The 18,943-nt window shown below is 45.7% G+C and carries 9 protein-coding genes, 1 tRNA gene, 5 rRNA genes, 1 other RNA gene and 1 riboswitch (1 of these 17 running past the window's edge); of the genes, 3 read left to right on the forward strand and 13 right to left on the reverse strand.

Features of this window, described 5'->3' with window-relative positions:
• Positions 1–66: 66 nt before the first annotated feature.
• From V6R21_RS27430 to rnpB, 3 genes are all read right to left on the reverse strand, one after another.
• The gene (locus tag V6R21_RS27430; RefSeq protein WP_334246713.1) at positions 67–753 is read right to left on the reverse strand and encodes a hypothetical protein; all 687 of its coding nucleotides are present in this window, start codon (positions 751–753) and stop codon (positions 67–69) included.
• A 132-nt stretch (positions 754–885) separates the two neighbouring features.
• A riboswitch (SAM riboswitch) is annotated at positions 886–996 on the reverse strand.
• A 130-nt stretch (positions 997–1,126) separates the two neighbouring features.
• Positions 1,127–2,287 carry a sigma-54-dependent transcriptional regulator gene (locus tag V6R21_RS27435; protein ID WP_334246714.1) on the reverse strand — a complete coding sequence of 387 codons (1,161 nt, stop codon included), beginning with the start codon at positions 2,285–2,287 and terminating at the stop codon, positions 1,127–1,129.
• 293 nt (positions 2,288–2,580) lie between these two features.
• Positions 2,581–3,000, reverse strand: an RNA gene (rnpB, locus tag V6R21_RS27440) — RNase P RNA component class A.
• A 222-nt stretch (positions 3,001–3,222) separates the two neighbouring features.
• Here rnpB and V6R21_RS27445 point away from each other — a divergent pair.
• Positions 3,223–4,299 (forward strand): DUF1573 domain-containing protein, encoded by a 1,077-nt coding sequence (locus V6R21_RS27445; RefSeq protein WP_334246715.1) that lies wholly within the window; start codon positions 3,223–3,225, stop codon positions 4,297–4,299.
• 45 nt (positions 4,300–4,344) lie between these two features.
• On the opposite strand, the gene V6R21_RS27450 is transcribed toward V6R21_RS27445, so the two are convergent.
• Together V6R21_RS27450 and V6R21_RS27455 are read right to left on the reverse strand one after the other, a co-directional pair.
• Positions 4,345–5,625: a DUF2851 family protein gene (locus V6R21_RS27450; protein ID WP_334246716.1), complete on the reverse strand. Its 1,281-nt coding sequence runs from the start codon at positions 5,623–5,625 to the stop codon at positions 4,345–4,347.
• 158 nt (positions 5,626–5,783) lie between these two features.
• Positions 5,784–6,383 carry a superoxide dismutase gene (locus V6R21_RS27455; protein WP_334246717.1) on the reverse strand — a complete coding sequence of 200 codons (600 nt, stop codon included), beginning with the start codon at positions 6,381–6,383 and terminating at the stop codon, positions 5,784–5,786.
• 368 nt (positions 6,384–6,751) lie between these two features.
• Here V6R21_RS27455 and ccsA point away from each other — a divergent pair, with 368 nt between their 5' ends.
• Positions 6,752–9,304: a cytochrome c biogenesis protein CcsA gene (ccsA, locus tag V6R21_RS27460; RefSeq protein ID WP_334246718.1), complete on the forward strand. Its 2,553-nt coding sequence runs from the start codon at positions 6,752–6,754 to the stop codon at positions 9,302–9,304.
• Positions 9,305–9,421: 117 nt separating this feature from the next.
• Positions 9,422–9,949 (forward strand): ribosome maturation factor RimM, encoded by a 528-nt coding sequence (rimM, locus tag V6R21_RS27465; RefSeq protein WP_334246719.1) that lies wholly within the window; start codon positions 9,422–9,424, stop codon positions 9,947–9,949.
• Positions 9,950–9,994: 45 nt separating this feature from the next.
• On the opposite strand, the gene V6R21_RS27470 is transcribed toward rimM, so the two are convergent.
• The 8 genes from V6R21_RS27470 to V6R21_RS27505 form a co-directional block, all read right to left on the reverse strand.
• On the reverse strand, positions 9,995–10,645 hold the full coding sequence (locus V6R21_RS27470) for a YiiX/YebB-like N1pC/P60 family cysteine hydrolase (protein ID WP_334246720.1): 651 nt from the start codon (positions 10,643–10,645) through the stop codon (positions 9,995–9,997).
• A gap of 40 nt (positions 10,646–10,685) precedes the next feature.
• Complete coding sequence (locus tag V6R21_RS27475; protein WP_334247609.1) at positions 10,686–11,060, reverse strand: co-chaperone GroES; 375 nt, start codon at positions 11,058–11,060, stop codon at positions 10,686–10,688.
• A gap of 179 nt (positions 11,061–11,239) precedes the next feature.
• Positions 11,240–11,351, reverse strand: a 5S ribosomal RNA gene (gene rrf / locus V6R21_RS27480).
• Positions 11,352–11,438: 87 nt separating this feature from the next.
• Positions 11,439–14,250 (reverse strand): 23S ribosomal RNA (locus V6R21_RS27485).
• A 175-nt stretch (positions 14,251–14,425) separates the two neighbouring features.
• A tRNA-Ala gene (locus V6R21_RS27490) sits at positions 14,426–14,499 on the reverse strand.
• Between the two features lie 104 nt (positions 14,500–14,603).
• Positions 14,604–16,127 (reverse strand): 16S ribosomal RNA (locus tag V6R21_RS27495).
• A gap of 394 nt (positions 16,128–16,521) precedes the next feature.
• A 5S ribosomal RNA gene (rrf, locus tag V6R21_RS27500) occupies positions 16,522–16,633 on the reverse strand.
• An 87-nt stretch (positions 16,634–16,720) separates the two neighbouring features.
• A 23S ribosomal RNA gene (locus V6R21_RS27505) occupies positions 16,721–18,943 on the reverse strand; it runs 589 nt beyond the window's last position.
• The 16S, 23S and 5S rRNA genes sit together here with 1 tRNA gene alongside, the layout of an rRNA operon.

Genomic DNA, 18,943 nt, shown 5'->3' on the forward strand with positions numbered 1-18,943 from the left:
GATCGTTATGCTTCTAAAAAGCAGACTATTGTCATTGATGGCTAACCTTATAACATATCCAAAGTCTTAAAATTTAATTGTATTTCGGAGTTTTACGTTTCCCTCCTTCACAAACTTTAACTTAGTTCTATACTTTACAGTACTGCTATCCTCTGATAGTGATACCCCCTTGTTACTTATCTTACTGACTTTACCTTCTGTATGTAGAACCCACTCATACCCTGCTCGGTTATAAAGTTCTTTCGCATATTCCTCAACATTCTCTTGATGTAAAGACTCACTCTCCAGTTTTTCAGTTAACCCATTCCAGTAAAAGACTTCATTTCGTTTTAACTTTCCTTTTGCATAACTGTAAAACTCATGTTCCTTACCATGCCAATTGGCAACCGTTACCAGTGCATTGTTCAGTGAAGCCACACTTTTAAAGGTAAACCCTATTCCGTATCTAAAGTTTTGATGATCTACCAAAGCTTTACTGTCTCTTATTCCAAATTGGGTCGCTACCTGATAAGCTTGTTTCTGCATCACTGAGTCCATGTGCAAAAAAGGATTGTTTCCTTCCCAAAAGCCTGGAATATGAGACGAACTAATATTTACCTGCTCTAAAATGGTCTTGGCTTCTGAGAAATCAAGCATCATTTCATAGCGGCCTGTACCATCATGTTTTAGGTATATATCTTCACGAATTTCAAAGCAAGATGTAACCAATAAGGGTACCGCCAAGCAGAACAGTGTTCTTAAAAGACGATTCATTTATTAGTAATTAAAGTATGTAACCTCCTCTACTTTTTGGGGTCAATACAGCTCCTGCAACCCTTATCTTAAATTAAGAATCTATTCAGGGAAAAGCTATCAAGGAAGGGGAAAGGTGGGGAAATTTGTCAGATCTCATCTTTGCCCGGACATTGCTGCCATACAGGCTGGGAGTTAGCACCTTGTAACACCAGGTTGCTAAGATTTCATCGGGCCCAGTCCCTCCATCTTTCTTGATAAGCAGCGCAAAACTAGACATTTCCGGATAAACTTCCTAAGAATCTTAAAAAATGGCTTTGTGAGTCATAGAAGTCAGAATGGACCTAACAAAAAAAACCGGATGCTTTCGTCATCCGGTTTTTTGAGTTTAGTATTACATAAAGCAATACCTCTCAACATCTGTTTCTGTAATTTCCTTACTTGACATAATTGTCAGTCTTTCAATTACATTTCGCAACTCACGAATATTTCCTGTCCAGTCATGTCCTTTCAGTTTTTCTAATGCTGCTTCGGTAATCGTCATTTTAGGTTTACCATAGTCTGCAGCAATATCTTCCAAGAAACGCTCAACCAAAAGTGGAATATCATTTTTACGGTCATTCAGGGAAGGTACCTTTATTACAATTACACTTAACCTGTGATAAAGGTCTTCTCGGAATTTATTCTCGGCAATCATCTCTTTCAGGTCCTTGTTGGTAGCCGCCAATACTCGTACATCTACCTTGATGTCTTTATCACCTCCAACACGTGTAATGCGGTTTTCCTGAAGTGCTCTCAACACTTTTGCCTGAGCTGAAAGGCTCATATCACCGATCTCATCCAAGAAAAGTGTACCTCCATCTGCCTGCTCAAACTTACCGATCCTTTGTTTATGAGCCGAGGTAAAAGAGCCTTTCTCATGACCAAACAATTCACTTTCAATCAATTCAGCTGGAATAGCGGCACAGTTCACCTCAACCAAAGGGTTTGCTGATCGATCACTTTTTCCATGGATCCATCTTGCCACCAGTTCTTTACCCGAACCATTAGGTCCTGTAATCATCACTCTTGCATCAGTAGGAGCTACTTTCTCGATCGTCTCCTTCATATGCATGACAGGGTCTGAGTCACCTACGATGTCAAAGCGTTTGGCAATTTTCTTCTTCAATACCTTGGTCTCAGCTACCAATGTAGACTTGTCAAGTGCATTTCGGACTGCCAACAATAACCTGTTCAGTTCAGGTGGCTTAGAGATAAAGTCAAAGGCACCTTTCTTGGTAGCATCTACCGCCATATCAATATTGGCATGAGCCGAAATCATGATAAACTGTGTGTTCTTACCATATTCCATTGCTTTTTCCAATACTGCAATGCCATCAATCTTAGGCATTTTCACATCGCAAAGTGCTACATCGTAGTCCTCTATAACCAGTTTTTCCAAGGCTTCTTCTCCATCCTTAGCCTCTTCTACCACATAGTTTTCAAACTCAAGAATCTCCCTAAGGGTCATTCTGATATTCTTATCATCATCTATGATAAGGATTTTAGCCTTCATAATAAGGTGATTTATTTGGTGTTCAGTATATTTTATTACGTCACAAGACTAAGAAACACAAGCCTCCTCTACGCCTCTTTTCACCATACTGCTCCAGCTGTGCTCTCTTATGGGAAAATTATAGAGCAAAGGTTATACTATATCTTACTTCTGTCTTCAAAAAGATTTCAACCTCGCCCTAAAACTGTCTCATTTTTATCCAAAAATGGATCATCTCCAAAAGATACAGATTTGAACCTGAATCTTGCAACAATAAAAAACCCGAAAGGCTTCTAATAAACCTTTCGGGTAAAAAGAAATACAGACCTATAAGCCGAGTTCTGTACCTCTGCAAGCAGAGGCTCTTATCATTTATCTAGGCCTGCAGTTGCCCACAGGCTCCATCAACCTACCCATCTCGTCCAACCACTTTCGAAAAAGCAGGTCACAAGGCGAGCAACCTTGTGCCGGTGGAAAAAGCCGACAGACGAGACCTATTTGGTTTTTCACCCCGTAAGGTTTACCATGCCACCGTTGTCACCAACAATGCGGTGGGCTCTTACCCCACCCTTTCACCCTTACCTCACAAATGCAAGGCGGTTTGCTTTCTGTTGCACTTTCTGTCACTGCCGAAACAGTGCCTTCCCGTTAAGAAGTACGGTGCTCTATGGTGCTCGGACTTTCCTCTTCAGCATTTCCTAAGAAACTACTACAGCGATAAGACAGTCTGTATTTCATTGACAAAAGTACAATTTTTTGCATAGTTATTGAAAGTCTGTTGGCAACATGTTAAATGCACTCCTGAGGTTTATCTTCCATGGCATATTCAGTATATAGAGTTTTGTCTATATTTGCGACTGTTTACCATGGGTTTACGCACTTTCAGATTCAGCTGATAACCGATAGGAAAACATTTCCTAACAAATAAAAATAACCGAAATAAGATTACTTAAGTGATGAGGAAGACTTTGACTGCAGCTTTCCTGCTATGCTTATTGATGCAATCAGCATCCATATTTGCACAGAAAGCATTGGTATTTAAAACCCCAAAAGCCTATCTAGGCAAAACTGACCTAACCAATGAACCAATTATTTACGATTTCCTTTTTGACGTTACTTCCTATGCGCCTGTAACATTGAAAGAGGTAGAAACAGACTGCTCTTGTACGATTGCAGAGTTTCCAGATGACAAACTTAAAAAGGGGGACACTGGAGCTATCAGGATTGAATTTCATCCTTACAAAGCAGGTCCATTCAATAAAACATTCAAGGTTAAACTCGATGGATCGAAAGAAATCTATGAACTAGAAATCTCAGGTACTATCGAGCCTAGTGGTATTCCTGCTGAAACACGATACCCTTTTATGATAGGTCCTTTACGCTTTGAGCATAAGGTTGTCAACTTGGGCACAGTGAAAAGTAACGGGACAGTACGCAAAACAGTCACATTCTTCAATGACAATGACTATGCAGTAGAACTTGAAAAGGCTCCTTTAACACCTAAGCACATTGCCATCAACTTTGAAGGTAAGCCTGTGGTGCCTGCACATAGTGCAGCTGCATTTGATATCTTCTACAACCCTGCTGACATGCAAAAAGTAGGTTATGCAGTAGATAACATTCGTTTCTTCACCAACGACTCCCTCAATCAGTATGTGGATTTACCAGTAATCGCTTCTGTTGTTTATACACCTACCGACAAGGAAGAAAATAATCCTGATAAGCCAAGTATTTCTATTTTGAACCGACAAGTGGAGTTAGGTAAAATCAAACTTTCGGAATACCGCTTGGTAAGTATCAAGGTCATGAACAATGGGAAATCAGACCTTGAAATTCAGAAGGTGGAGACAGATGAAGGCTGCGAATTAATGGGAATTGATTCAAAAAATATAAAGCCTTATCAAACTGTCAATATCAATGTGAAGTTTTTGGATACAGGCGAAAAAGGTAAGCAGGTAAGAACACTTACCATCTTCTCCAACGATCCGCTAACACCAATTCAAAAAGTTGTGATACAGGCAGAAGTACAATAAAAAGCTATCAATATGATGGGGCAAAAGGCATAAGAAGCAGTATTCTTATGCCTTTTGTCTTTTCAATAAGTTTACGCCTATACAACAGGATAAACACCTTTTGCTTTTACAATAATTATTGTACAATTCAATACAGGCCTGAGTATCAAAAGCACTTCCGCAATGCAAACCCAGCGCCTTCCAATCTCTTATTATCTTATTCTGTTCGGATGGCAAACGCTCCAAAAGCTGGATTGCTTTATTCTGGTAACGATCCACTCCTTTAACACGGCTAAAAGCAACCAACAAGGGAACAACTGTGTTGATAATCATTCCTGATATCATTTGCTTTCCCAATCGGGTTCCTTTTCCCTTTTTCCCAAAGAAATAATGTTCCTGCCAATATTCAGAGACATCAGCCTCTAACAAATCCATGAGTGCATCTTGTTCTTCCAGCAAGATCAGTTTTGAGAAGAAACGGTGATTCTTGGTTAAGATAGCTGAAAGTTGCGCTATCCGCATCGTTGGAAACCCCGCTGGTCTTAATCGAGCAAACTTCCACTCCTCAGCTTTCATCTGTCCTGTTCCAAATGCATACTTATGACTTAAAAAACTGTATTCCTTTTTCAGAAAAGTGGGATAGTTTTCATCAGAAACTTCAGGAAGTAAACCAGACTGCCCAAACAACATAGCCTCAACCTGAGCAGGTTGGTCAACATGTTGAAGAATACGTTTAAATGGCACTGCTCCTGCCAATCGTAAAAAGGCTTCCTTATTTGCAGAACCACCCAAACTTCTCGATAGCAAACGATAAGCTGTTTCTTCCCAATCGCCACCTGTACCTTGCCAAATTCCTAACACCTCCTCTGCTTTTCTTTCTAATCGCTCCATCATCACCCTATCTAGCATAGCTAACTTGGTTAAGCGATTAACACTTAAAAAATGCTCTTTACAAGCCACTCCTGACAAAGACTGTTTTAACACCTTATACTTTTCCAACAACTGTTGGTCCACCAGATTTTGTAGTGAAAGTGTAGGTATTAAAGTACCATCTGTTCTGGAAACGGCTTTATCATTGTGCCATACCACATGCAAAACAGTGTTATCATAGGCTCTATTATTTTGGTGCCCATGCATATACCAGTCTGATGACTTTACATGAATTTCTACATTGCCGGCCCATTCGATTCCTGCAATATTTATCCTTACCTCTGAGAAGTCAGGACCCGAATGTTCGTTCTGATAACCTTGGTACAACACCTGCAATGGTTCCCCTTCGTCTGTATAAAGATCGTGTTTGTGGAAATACTGAAACTGCCACAGGAAATAGAGAAAATCTTCTTTCATTGTTCGGTTCTAATTGGTAACTGTCAGAAGTTACTCACATTCTTGTCCGCAGATAAACCGATTTTCTCTCATAACCTTACTTCCTCCTCACATTTGACTAAAAAGAAAGCCCTCTTCCTAAATGAAAGAGGGCTTTTGAAGTATCAGTTCAGCCAAGATTACTTTGCAGCTGCAAATTTCTTTGCTACTTCTTCCCAGTTCACAACATTCCAGAATGCTGAAATGTAATCAGGTCTCCTGTTTTGGTAATTCAGGTAGTAAGCGTGCTCCCAAACATCCAAGCCCAAGATTGGTGTACCTTCACAACCTACACCTTTCATCAGAGGGTTGTCTTGGTTTGCTGTAGAGCATACTTCCAACTTACCTCCTTTTACACATAGCCAAGCCCAGCCCGAACCGAATCTTGTAGCTGCTGCGTTAGCAAATTCTTCTTTGAACTTATCAAATGAACCAAATGCTGCATCGATAGCATCAGCCAACTCACCTGATGGAGTACCTCCACCGTTAGGAGACATTACAGTCCAGAAAAGGTTGTGGTTATAGAAACCTCCACCATTATTTCTAACCGCCGCGCTCATTTCACCCGACAGAATATCTTCAATTGACTTACCTTCCAGATCTGTTCCCTCAATAGCGCCATTTAGTTTGCTAGTATAAGCAGCGTGGTGCTTTGAATGGTGAATTTCCATTGTCTTAGCATCGATGTGTGGCTCCAATGCATCATACGCATACGGAAGCTTAGGTAATTCGAAAGCCATTTTTAACGTAGTTTTTAGAATTAAAGATTTATTGAATCATATTCTCAGAATGCATTGAAAATTTCTTTCTTCTGTGACTCATATAGTTATTTGACCATATGAATACTGATGAAATTTTCAATACACTAACTTAACAAAAAAATTGGGATAGAGTTATAACTAATTTCCTTATTCCGGTATAGGCAATAGTTATGAACAAAGGTTAATATACTACTGTTTTTTATCTGAATAATGATTAATTGGTTCAATGCCAATGGCAAAAGGTAAACTTATTTAGTACTTTTGCGCGGAATTTCTTTCACCGTTACACAGTTTAATAGATGCAAAAACCTTATTCTGTGGATCAAAAAATCTAAACATACACGCTGATGATACATACTTTTATTGGAGAATTAGGGCACTCGCTGGTGATTATCGCTTTCGTCTCAGCGCTGCTGTCTGCTTTCTCTTACTGGAAATCCTCTTCTTTGCAAATAGGAGCAGAGGAAAACAGCTGGAGAAAATTGGCAAGAGGGGCATTTCTCGTGCATGGTGCATCGGTTATAGGAGTAGTTATCACGCTATTCTTCATTATCTACAACCACTATTACGAGTACCACTATGCGTGGAGCCATTCTTCCAATAACTTGCCTACCCACTTCATGATTTCGTGTTTCTGGGAAGGTCAGGAAGGTAGTTTTCTTCTTTGGATTTTCTGGCATGTACTCATCGGTGCAGTTTTGATTAAAACAGCCAAGAGTTGGGAAAACAATGTGATGCTAGTCTTTGCATTGGTACAAGCATTCCTTGTTTCCATGATCCTAGGTATTGACTTATTAGGCACAAACATTGGTAGCGACCCATTTATCTTATTAAGAGACGCGATTGAAGCTCCTGTATTTGCTACCAACCCTAACTATGTTCCTGAAGACGGTACTGGATTGAACCCACTTCTACAAAACATATGGATGGTGATTCACCCTCCAACCCTTTTCTTAGGATTTGCGGTAACATTGGTTCCTTTTGCATTTGTAATTGCAGGTCTTCGTACTGGTAAATACAAAGAATGGATTAAGCCTGCTCTTTACTGGTCACACTTTGGTGCATTTGTACTAGGGTTAGGTATCATGATGGGTGCTTATTGGGCTTACGAGACGCTAAACTTTGGTGGTTACTGGAACTGGGACCCTGTTGAAAATGCTGTATATATTCCTTGGCTGATCATGGTAGCCAGCATTCACGTAATGATTGCTTACAGAAAAAGTGGTAATGCACTTAAGTCTGCCATGATTCTAACAATTGCCACATTCATTCTGATTCTTTACTCAACATTCCTAACAAGAAGTGGCGTGTTAGGTGAAGCATCTGTACACTCCTTCACTGACCTTGGTCTTTCAGGGCAACTGTTGCTTTACCTGTTAGCATTTACAGTAATGTCAGTATGGCTATTGGCAAAACACTGGAAAACCATCCCTAGTAAAGAAGAGGAAAGCTCGGTATACAGCAGTGAATTCTGGATTTTTATTGGCGCAACGGTATTATGTCTGGCTGCATTCCAAGTATTGATCCCAACTTCCATTCCTGCATGGAATGCTTTCTGGAAATTCTTTGGAGTTGAATCGAACATTGCTCCTCCTGCTGATCAGGTTGAGTTCTATACTAAATTCCAGATGTGGTTTGCTGTAGGTATCGCACTTCTTTCTGGTACTGGACAGTTCTTCTATTGGAAAAAGCTGGATGCTAAAAACATTTGGAATGCATTCGCTATTCCATTAATCGTGACAATGGTTGGTTCTGCTGCCATTATGCTAGGAGGCAAAGTTCAGGACCTTGCTTATATCGTTGTATTAACTGCCAGCATTTATGCTTTGGTATCCAATGGTATGATTCTGCTGATGCTTGCTAAAACGAACTTTAAGCTATCAGGAGGTGCTGTTGCCCATATTGGTATGGCTCTAATGATTATTGGTATCCTGTTCTCATCTGGTTACGAGAAAGTCATTTCTCTTAACTTGTCAGGGCGTATCTACAATTCGGAGTTTTCTGAAGAAATGAATAAAGAAAACCTGCTGCTTTTCAGAAGCCAGCCGAAACGTATGAACGATTACACATTGACATATAAAGGTCCACGTATGACCTCTAGGGATATTCCTGGCTATATCAATAAAGAAGACTTACTATTCTTCTCTGATCCTTATAGGGCAATCGCGAAAGAGGATGTAGTATATAAGGGAACGACTTACGCACATGCGGGTGATACAATTCAGATTTACAACGAAAATACATACTACGAGATAGAGTATAAAAAGGTATCAGGAGAGGTATTCACATTATATCCACGTATTCAGGACAATGCTCAGATGGGACTATTGCCTTCACCGGATATTGCCTCATATTGGAACATTGACCTTTATACGCATATTACTAACCTTGCAGCAGATGATGAGGAAATCAACTGGAGTGAACCTCAGGAATTCCCTGCAGCGATTGGAGATACACTAATTATCCATGATTACTTTGTCGTTTTTGATGGGGTATCACCTGTTAAAAAAATCGTAGGAGTTGATCTTGGACCTAATGACGTTGCTGTTGAAGCTAACTTGCGTGTTCTAGGTGTTAATCAGGATATCAAACCTGCTTACTTAATTAAGGACAAACAACCAGGCATGTTACTGGCAACAAACAGGGACCTAGGTTTAAAAGTTGCACTTTCAGAAATTGATCCTCAAGCAGGACGATTTGTCTTTTCGGTAAATACATCTCAAAAGGATTGGGTTATTCTGAAAGCAATAGAAAAGCCATTGGTGAATATCTTATGGATTGGTACAATTGTCATGTGTATTGGCTTTATCATGGCTATGATCCGACGTTACAACGAGTCCAACAAGATTGAAGAGAAGGTATTAAAAGCCAAAAGCAAAGGAGTGCAAGAAGTTGTATAAAAAATACTTCAGCATATAGTGATCACAAAGCCATTGCCGTAAGTTCTAATTACAGCAATGGCTTTGCTGTCAAATTTGGCTACAGATAAATTACGAGAGATTAAAACTTGAAATAAAATGACAAAAGACGATTGCTTTGAGTTGGGATATATCACAAAAACCCACGGTCTGGATGGTGAAGTACTCTTCTTTCTAGATGTGAATGACCCTACTGCTTACAATGAGCTGGACACCGTCTTTATTGAAGAAAGAGGACAATTGGTTCCTTACTTTATTGAAAGCATGGTCACTCACAAGGATCGCTTCATTGTAAAGTTAGAAGATATTGATGCGCTTGAAGCTGCAGAAACCTTACGTGGTGCTCAACTGTTTTTGCCACTTGCTGTGCTTCCTGAGCTAGAAGATGGGCAATTTTACTATCATGAAGTAATTGGCTATACAGTTGTTGACCAACAACAAGGAAAACTAGGCACGGTAAAAAATGTCTATACTAATGCAGCCCAAGATATCATAAACATGTCTTACAAAGGCAAAGAAGTTCTTATCCCTGTAACAGATGATATTGTCATCAGGGCAAATCATGATACCAAAGAACTGGAAGTTAATCTTCCTGAAGGATTAGTCGATGTTTACATGGAAGACTAAGACATAAAAAAGGGACCTTAATTGGATCCCTTTTTTATTTAGCCTTTATAAACTTGAAGCATTTACCTTATACATTTTCAAAATAGGAGAACGTGATATCCCTCCTGGGTTCAACCCTGGTTTCCCTTCTGGAATTTCAATCTCCAATGCCTTAAAATAATCTACCCAAATTGAAAACGGTTTACCTGTCTCTGGGTCATTGTAAGTCATTGGATTCAGATTAAATATAGGATCACCTTCATTGGCACTTTTATAAGCATCATATATTAGCTCAGAACAATAGTACTTGTCATTACCTATGACAAAGGCATCATCATAAGGTTTTCCCAAAAGACTCCATGCATATTCAATCGCTTTAGGTACTAATGGTTGATACTCGCTATTTAAACGACCAATCGAAATAAAATCATCCTTTACTTTTTTAGTAAAAAAGTCTTGTAATGGAGTTGCTAAAACACCTTTACCAACAGCTTCCAGTACTATCCAACTACCATCTTCACCTTTCACCAATAGGCCACAGTGTGAGTAGTCGTTTCCTTCCCATCCATCAGTTACCTTATCAATTGCTTCACAGAATGGACCACAATCCAGATCCTGAAATAGAATATCCCCTTCTTCTAACTCGAACTTTTCACTTTGCCCCCAAACACTAAAAGTCGTAGTTAGGGTCAGTAATAATATTAAGATCCTTTTCATAAACTTTTGATTATAAAAAAGCCCTTGGGTAACCAAAGGCTTAAAATGCTTCTCGCTCAACCATCAGTATTGCATGCTGTGGTACGATATAATACTTATCTTCATCATATTTTACCTCAATGGCACTTTTCTGTAGAAAAATAGCCATATCCCCCTCTTTTACTTGCAATGGCATATAACGTGCTGTTTCTGCTGAATCTTTCCATGGCTCATCATAATCATCCCCCGCATTTGGAATCATATAGCCCGGTCCAATTTTAATTACATAACCACTTTGCACTTTTTCTTGCTCAGTAACACCTGGAGGTAAAAATAATCCACTCTTAGTCTTGTTACCTCCCGTAAGAGGCTTAATTAATACACGGTCTCCTATTACAATCAGATTCTTAATCTTGCTGTCTTCAGATGCATACATCATATTAACCTATCTTTGAATACAATTAAACCTATTATTCATTTAACCAACAACACATCTCGCTGTTTTGGTTTTGGGACACAAAAACAATAAGAATTGTAGTATTGAAAGGAGATAAAATTGATAATAAAAAAAGCCTTGCGACATATTGATATGTGCAAGGCTTTGTGCTTGTATAAGACTGGCAGTGACCTACTCTCCCGGGTGTTATCCCAGTACCATCGGCGCTGCGGGGCTTAACTGCTCTGTTCGGAATGGGAAGAGGTGTTCACCCGCGCTCTCACCGCCATGAAGGCTTTTGAAAGGCTTTCTGTTTCTTTGATTTTTATAGTACCATACTGCCTGGAGGCCTGCCCGCCTTGCGGGCAGAAGAAAAGCGAAGGAAAGTCACGGGGGATTAGTACTGCTCGGCCCGGGTCTCTCAACCCTTTCACCTGCAGCCTATCGACGTTGTCATCTACAACACCCCTTTAAGGGAAGCCTCATCTCGGAGCGGGTTTCGCGCTTAGATGCTTTCAGCGCTTATCCCATCCGAACATAGCTACCCGGCAATGCTCCTGGCGGAACAACCGGTGCACCAGAGGTTCGTCCAACTCGGTCCTCTCGTACTAAAGTCAGAACTCCTCAGGCTTCCTACGCCCACAACAGATAGAGACCGAACTGTCTCACGACGTTCTGAACCCAGCTCGCGTGCCACTTTAATGGGCGAACAGCCCAACCCTTGGGACCTTCTCCAGCCCCAGGACGTGACGAGCCGACATCGAGGTGCCAAACCTCCCCGTCGATGTGAGCTCTTGGGGGAGATCAGCCTGTTATCCCCAGAGTACCTTTTATCCTTTGAGCGATGGCCCTTCCATGCGGAACCACCGGATCACTATGTCCTAGTTTCCTACCTGCTCGGCTTGTCAGCCTCACAGTCAAGCCCCCTTGTGCCATTGCGCTCTCTGCACGGTTGCCGACCGTACGGAGGGGACCTTTGAAAGCCTCCGTTACTCTTTTGGAGGCGACCACCCCAGTCAAACTACCCGCCAAGCAATGTCCCCCGTTAAGGGTTAGACACCAGGCAAGCAAAGGGCGGTATTTCAAGGGCGACTCCCCGGATCCTGGCGAACCCGGTTCACAGTCTCCCGCCTATCCTACACATCACTTACCCAGAGCCAATGCTAAGCTGCAGTAAAGGTTCATGGGGTCTTTTCGTCCCGTTGCGGGTACGCGGCATCTTCACCGCGACTACAATTTCACCGAGCTCATGGCCGAGACAGTGCCCAGATCGTTACACCATTCGTGCAGGTCGGAACTTACCCGACAAGGAATTTCGCTACCTTAGGACCGTTATAGTTACGGCCGCCGTTTACCGGGGCTTCGGTTCAACGCTTCGCTTACGCTAACGTCCCCCCTTAACCTTCCGGCACCGGGCAGGTGTCAGGCCTTATACATCGTCTTTCAACTTCGCAAAGCCATGTGTTTTTGTTAAACAGTCGCCTGGGCCTTTTCACTGCGGCCTCTCCCGAAGGAGGAGGCGTCCTTTCTCCCGAAGTTACAGGACCATTTTGCCTAGTTCCTTAGCCATGAATCACTCGAGCGCCTTAGTATGCTCAACCCAACCACCTGTGTCGGTTTGCGGTACGGGCCGCATGGCTTGCTTTTCTTGGAAGCGTGCTCCCCCTGCTATCTGCGCCCCCGAGGGTTTGCAGTACTGTCGGACGAGTCCTTCAACGCAGTATTCCGTCACTGCGCGAGGAGTCACACACTCCGTCACTTTCGTTGCCATGCGGGTGCGGGAATATTTGCCCGCTTGCCATCGGCATCGCCCTTCGGCTTAGCCTTAGGTCCCGACTGACCCCGGGCCGATTAGCGTTGCCCGGGAAACCTTGGTCTTTCGGCGAGAGGGGTTCCCACCCTCTTTATCGTTACTTATGCCTACATTTGCTTTTCTACGCGCTCCACCACACATCACCATGCGGCTTCGATGCCCGTAGAATGCTCCCCTACCACTATTGCTAGTCCGCGGCTTCGGTACTGTGTTTAATGCCCGATTATTATCGATGCGCTGTCACTCGACCAGTGAGCTGTTACGCACTCTTTAAATGAATGGCTGCTTCCAAGCCAACATCCTGGCTGTCTCCGCGACTGCACTTCCTTTGTTCAACTTAACACAGATTTGGGGACCTTAGCCGGCGGTCTGGGTTCTTTCCCTCTCGGACTGGGACCTTAGCACCCCAGCCCTCACTGCAGGGCTTAATCTTGCGGCATTCGGAGTTCGTCTGGATTCGGTAGGCGGTGAAGCCCCCTAGTCCAATCGGTAGCTCTACCTCCGCAAGAAAACACCCCACGCTGCCCCTAAAGGCATTTCGGGGAGTACGAGCTATTTCCGAGTTTGATTGGCCTTTCACCCCTACCCACAGCTCATCCAAAGACTTTTCAACGTCAACTGGTTCGGGCCTCCAACGGGTGTTACCCCGTCTTCACCCTGGCCATGGGTAGATCACACGGTTTCGCGTCTGCCCCCACCAACTATGGCGCCCTATTCAGACTCGCTTTCGCTGCGGCTCCGTCCCTTGAAGAACTTAACCTTGCTGGTGAGGTGCAACTCGTAGGCTCATTATGCAAAAGGCACGCCGTCACCCAACTGATGGGCTCCGACCGCTTGTAGGCGTACAGTTTCAGGATCTATTTCACCCCGTTATTCACGGTGCTTTTCACCTTTCCCTCACGGTACTTGTTCGCTATCGGTCTTCCAGGAGTATTTAGCCTTGGCAGATGGTGCTGCCTGCTTCAGAGGGAGTTTCACCGGCTCCCCCCTACTCAGGGTACTTGCCTGATCAACACATTGCCTGTACGGGACTCTCACCCTCTGCGGCGGCGCTTTCCAGCGCCTTCCAGTTCCGTGTCTTCACATTATGCAAGCCCTACAACCCCGACAGTGCCGTAACACCGACGGTTTGGGCTTCTCCGCGTTCGCTCGCCACTACTTGCGGAATCACTCTTGTTTTCTCTTCCTGCGGGTACTTAGATGTTTCAGTTCCCCGCGTTGGCTCTAAAACCATGCCTTCAGCATGGTGGGTTGTCCCATTCGGATACCTTCGGATCAAGGGTCATGTGCACCTCCCCGAAGTTTTTCGCAGCTTGTCGCGTCCTTCATAGCCTCTGGAAGCCCAGGCATCCACTGTACGCCCTTTATTACTTTCTCTTGCTTTTCTTCTTGCCGCCTGCCGTCAATACCGAACAATCAGCATCAACTGCGGCAGGCAGGCCTCGTTGCTTTTTAATTTGGCAGTATGTCAAAGAACCTTTCTTTTCCGTCTTGCGGTCTCCCTTGTCCTGTTTCTCGTCTGAAACTTGAAGGGAATACCCGGAAAATGAGGTGGAGGATATCGGAGTCGAACCGATGACCTCCTGCGTGCAAAGCAGGCGCTCTAGCCAGCTGAGCTAATCCCCCGGTCATCTAATCTCAAGGATTGTTTTGAGTGACTTGGACAGTGTTCACGCCGTACAACCAACGGCACAGGCGCCTTCCCCTACAACTACAGGGACGGTCTCCAGAAAGGAGGTGTTCCAGCCGCACCTTCCGGTACGGCTACCTTGTTACGACTTAGCCCCAGTCGCTGGTTTTGCCCTTGAGAGCTCCTGTTACGGCCACCCTCTTCAGGCCCACCCAACTCCCATGGCTTGACGGGCGGTGTGTACAAGGTCCGGGAACGTATTCACCGCGTCATTGCTGATACGCGATTACTAGCGATTCCAGCTTCACGCAGCCGAGTTGCAGGCTGCGATCCGAACTGAGATAGGGTTTTTGGGATTCGCTTCATGTCGCCATGTCGCTGCCCTCTGTCCCTACCATTGTAGCACGTGTGTAGCCCTGGGCGTAAGGGCCATGATGACCTGACGTCGTCCCCGCCTTCCTCTCTGCTTGCGCAGGCAGTTCCTCCAGAGTCCCCGGCTTTACCCGATGGTAACTGAAGGTAGGGGTTGCGCTCGTTGCGGGACTTAACCCAACACCTCACGGCACGAGCTGACGACGGCCATGCAGCACCTTCCCATCCGTCCGAAGAAAGATCTATCTCTAGACCTGTCGAATGGGATTCGAGCCCAGGTAAGGTTCCTCGCGTATCATCGAATTAAACCACATGCTCCACCGCTTGTGCGGACCCCCGTCAATTCCTTTGAGTTTCACTGTTGCCAGCGTACTCCCCAGGTGGAAGACTTATCACTTTCGCTTGGGCACCCACCCCGAAGGGCAGACACCTAGTCTTCATCGTTTACGGCGCGGACTACCAGGGTATCTAATCCTGTTCGCTCCCCGCGCTTTCGTACCTGAGCGTCAGTTACCGGCCAGTAGGCTGCCTTCGCTTTCGGTGTTCCTCCCCATATCTGTGCATTTCACCGCTACATGGGGAATTCCGCCTACCTCTCCGGTACTCAAGTCTGCCAGTATCAATGGCACTTTCACAGTTGAGCTGTGAACTTTCACCACTGACTTAACAGACCGCCTGCGTACCCTTTAAACCCAATAATTCCGGACAACGCTTGCACCCTCCGTATTACCGCGGCTGCTGGCACGGAGTTAGCCGGTGCTTATTCACAGGGTACCGTCAGAGCAGGGCGCACCCCACTTGTTCTTCCCCTATAAAAGAGCTTTACGACCCGAGGGCCTTCTTCGCTCACGCGGCATGGCTGGGTCAGGCTTGCGCCCATTGCCCAATATTCCCTACTGCTGCCTCCCGTAGGAGTCTGGTCCGTGTCTCAGTACCAGTGTGGGGGATCATCCTCTCAGAACCCCTACTGATCGTGGCCTTGGTGGGCCGTTACCCCGCCAACTAGCTAATCAGACGCATGCCCATCCGCTGCCGGATCGCTCCTTTAACTGTTCACCCATGCAGGCAAACAGTGCTACGGGGCATTAATCCGGATTTCTCCGGGCTATTCCCCTGCAGCGGGCAGGTTGCATACGCGTTACGCACCCGTGCGCCGGTCTCAGGCTCCCCGAAGGAAACCCTACCCCGCGACTTGCATGTATTAGGCCTGCCGCTAGCGTTCATCCTGAGCCAGGATCAAACTCTCCATTGTAAGAGATTGTTGACTTGGGCTGCCCCCTGAAAGGAACAGCTCCAATTGTCGTCGTGTTTTCTGACCTGTCTCCTGCTTTTCAATTGTTGGAATTGACGCTTGTGCTTGTCTTGTCGTACTTGTTTTGCGTGATCGAGATAAAACCCTAAAGCTTTATCTCTTACCACTGTCCTAAATCCTCTCAAAGAACTTTTCAAAATCCAACTTCTTGGACTTTTCCGTGGATCCTTCCGGAACCTTTTCGCTTGAAGCGGCTGCAAAGGTAAGAAAACCTTTTTTGTTTGCAAGCACTTTTCGCTACTTTTTTTGTTTTATTTCCCCTTCTCGTATGAAGGAAAAAATTGGGAATGGTTTTACGCTTTTTCGCTAAAGGAAAACCATTCCCTTGGTATAAGACTGGCAGTGACCTACTCTCCCGGGTGTTATCCCAGTACCATCGGCGCTGCGGGGCTTAACTGCTCTGTTCGGAATGGGAAGAGGTGTTCACCCGCGCTCTCACCGCCATGAAGGCTTTTGAAAGGCTTTCTGTTTCTTTGATTTTTATAGTACCATACTGCCTGGAGGCCTGCCCGCCTTGCGGGCAGAAGAAAAGCGAAGGAAAGTCACGGGGGATTAGTACTGCTCGGCCCGGGTCTCTCAACCCTTTCACCTGCAGCCTATCGACGTTGTCATCTACAACACCCCTTTAAGGGAAGCCTCATCTCGGAGCGGGTTTCGCGCTTAGATGCTTTCAGCGCTTATCCCATCCGAACATAGCTACCCGGCAATGCTCCTGGCGGAACAACCGGTGCACCAGAGGTTCGTCCAACTCGGTCCTCTCGTACTAAAGTCAGAACTCCTCAGGCTTCCTACGCCCACAACAGATAGAGACCGAACTGTCTCACGACGTTCTGAACCCAGCTCGCGTGCCACTTTAATGGGCGAACAGCCCAACCCTTGGGACCTTCTCCAGCCCCAGGACGTGACGAGCCGACATCGAGGTGCCAAACCTCCCCGTCGATGTGAGCTCTTGGGGGAGATCAGCCTGTTATCCCCAGAGTACCTTTTATCCTTTGAGCGATGGCCCTTCCATGCGGAACCACCGGATCACTATGTCCTAGTTTCCTACCTGCTCGGCTTGTCAGCCTCACAGTCAAGCCCCCTTGTGCCATTGCGCTCTCTGCACGGTTGCCGACCGTACGGAGGGGACCTTTGAAAGCCTCCGTTACTCTTTTGGAGGCGACCACCCCAGTCAAACTACCCGCCAAGCAATGTCCCCCGTTAAGGGTTAGACACCAGGCAAGCAAAGGGCGGTATTTCAAGGGCGACTCCCCGGATCCTGGCGAACCCGGTTCACAGTCTCCCGCCTATCCTACACATCACTTACCCAGAGCCAATGCTAAGCTGCAGTAAAGGTTCATGGGGTCTTTTCGTCCCGTTGCGGGTACGCGGCATCTTCACCGCGACTACAATTTCACCGAGCTCATGGCCGAGACAGTGCCCAGATCGTTACACCATTCGTGCAGGTCGGAACTTACCCGACAAGGAATTTCGCTACCTTAGGACCGTTATAGTTACGGCCGCCGTTTACCGGGGCTTCGGTTCAACGCTTCGCTTACGCTAACGTCCCCCCTTAACCTTCCGGCACCGGGCAGGTGTCAGGCCTTATACATCGTCTTTCAACTTCGCAAAGCCATGTGTTTTTGTTAAACAGTCGCCTGGGCCTTTTCACTGCGGCCTCTCCCGAAGGAGGAGGCGTCCTTTCTCCCGAAGTTACAGGACCATTTTGCCTAGTTCCTTAGCCATGAATCACTCGAGCGCCTTAGTATGCTCAACCCAACCACCTGTGTCGGTTTGCGGTACGGGCCGCATGGCTTGCTTTTCTTGGAAGCGTGCTCCCCCTGCTATCTGCGCCCCCGAGGGTTTGCAGTACTGTCGGACGAGTCCTTCAACGCAGTATTCCGTCACTGCGCGAGGAGTCACACACTCCGTCACTTTCGTTGCCATGCGGGTGCGGGAATATTTGCCCGCTTGCCATCGGCATCGCCCTTCGGCTTAGCCTTAGGTCCCGACTGACCCCGGGCCGATTAGCGTTGCCCGGGAAACCTTGGTCTTTCGGCGAGAGGGGTTCCCACCCTCTTTATCGTTACTTATGCCTACATTTGCTTTTCTACGCGCTCCACCACACATCACCATGCGGCTTCGATGCCCGTAGAATGCTCCCCTACCACTATTGCTAGTCCGCGGCTTCGGTACTGTGTTTAATGCCCGATTATTATCGATGCGCTGTCACTCGACCAGTGAGCTGTTACGCACTCTTTAAATGAATGGCTGCTTCCAAGCCAACATCCTGGCTGTCTCCGCGACTGCACTTCCTTTGTTCAACTTAACACAGATTTGGGGACCTTAGCCGGCGGTCTGGGTTCTTTCCCTCTCGGACTGGGACCTTAGCACCCCAGCCCTCACTGCAGGGCTTGATCTTGCGGCATTCGGAGTTCGTCTGGATTCGGTAGGCGGTGAAGCCCCCTAGTCCAATCGGTAGCTCTACCTCCGCAAGAAAACACCCCACGCTGCCCCTAAAGGCATTTCGGGGAGTACGAGCTATTTCCGAGTTTGATTGGCCTTTCACCCCTACCCACAGCTCATCCAAAGACTTTTCAACGTCAACTGGTTCGGGCCTCCAACGGGTGTTACCCCGTCTTCACCCTGGCCATGGGTAGATCACACGGTTTCGCGTCTGCCCCCACCAACTATGGCGCCCTATTCAGACTCGCTTTCGCTGCGGCTCCGTCCCTTGAAGAACTTAACCTTGCTGGTGAGGTGCAACTCGTAGGCTC

The sequence above is a fragment of the Limibacter armeniacum genome, from assembly GCF_036880985.1.
In the GTDB taxonomy this organism is placed as follows: Bacteria; Bacteroidota; Bacteroidia; order Cytophagales; family Flammeovirgaceae; genus Limibacter; species Limibacter armeniacum.

Coding starts and splice junctions, on each gene's coding strand:
- V6R21_RS27455 (WP_334246717.1), bottom strand. CDS start 6,383: ATGGCTTTCGAATTACCTAAGCTTCCGTATGCGTATGATGCATTGGAG.
- rimM (WP_334246719.1), top strand. CDS start 9,422: ATGACAAAAGACGATTGCTTTGAGTTGGGATATATCACAAAAACCCAC.
- V6R21_RS27470 (WP_334246720.1), bottom strand. CDS start 10,645: ATGAAAAGGATCTTAATATTATTACTGACCCTAACTACGACTTTTAGT.
- V6R21_RS27430 (WP_334246713.1), bottom strand. CDS start 753: ATGAATCGTCTTTTAAGAACACTGTTCTGCTTGGCGGTACCCTTATTG.
- V6R21_RS27450 (WP_334246716.1), bottom strand. CDS start 5,625: ATGAAAGAAGATTTTCTCTATTTCCTGTGGCAGTTTCAGTATTTCCAC.
- V6R21_RS27435 (WP_334246714.1), bottom strand. CDS start 2,287: ATGAAGGCTAAAATCCTTATCATAGATGATGATAAGAATATCAGAATG.
- V6R21_RS27475 (WP_334247609.1), bottom strand. CDS start 11,060: ATGTATGCATCTGAAGACAGCAAGATTAAGAATCTGATTGTAATAGGA.
- V6R21_RS27445 (WP_334246715.1), top strand. CDS start 3,223: ATGAGGAAGACTTTGACTGCAGCTTTCCTGCTATGCTTATTGATGCAA.
- ccsA (WP_334246718.1), top strand. CDS start 6,752: ATGATACATACTTTTATTGGAGAATTAGGGCACTCGCTGGTGATTATC.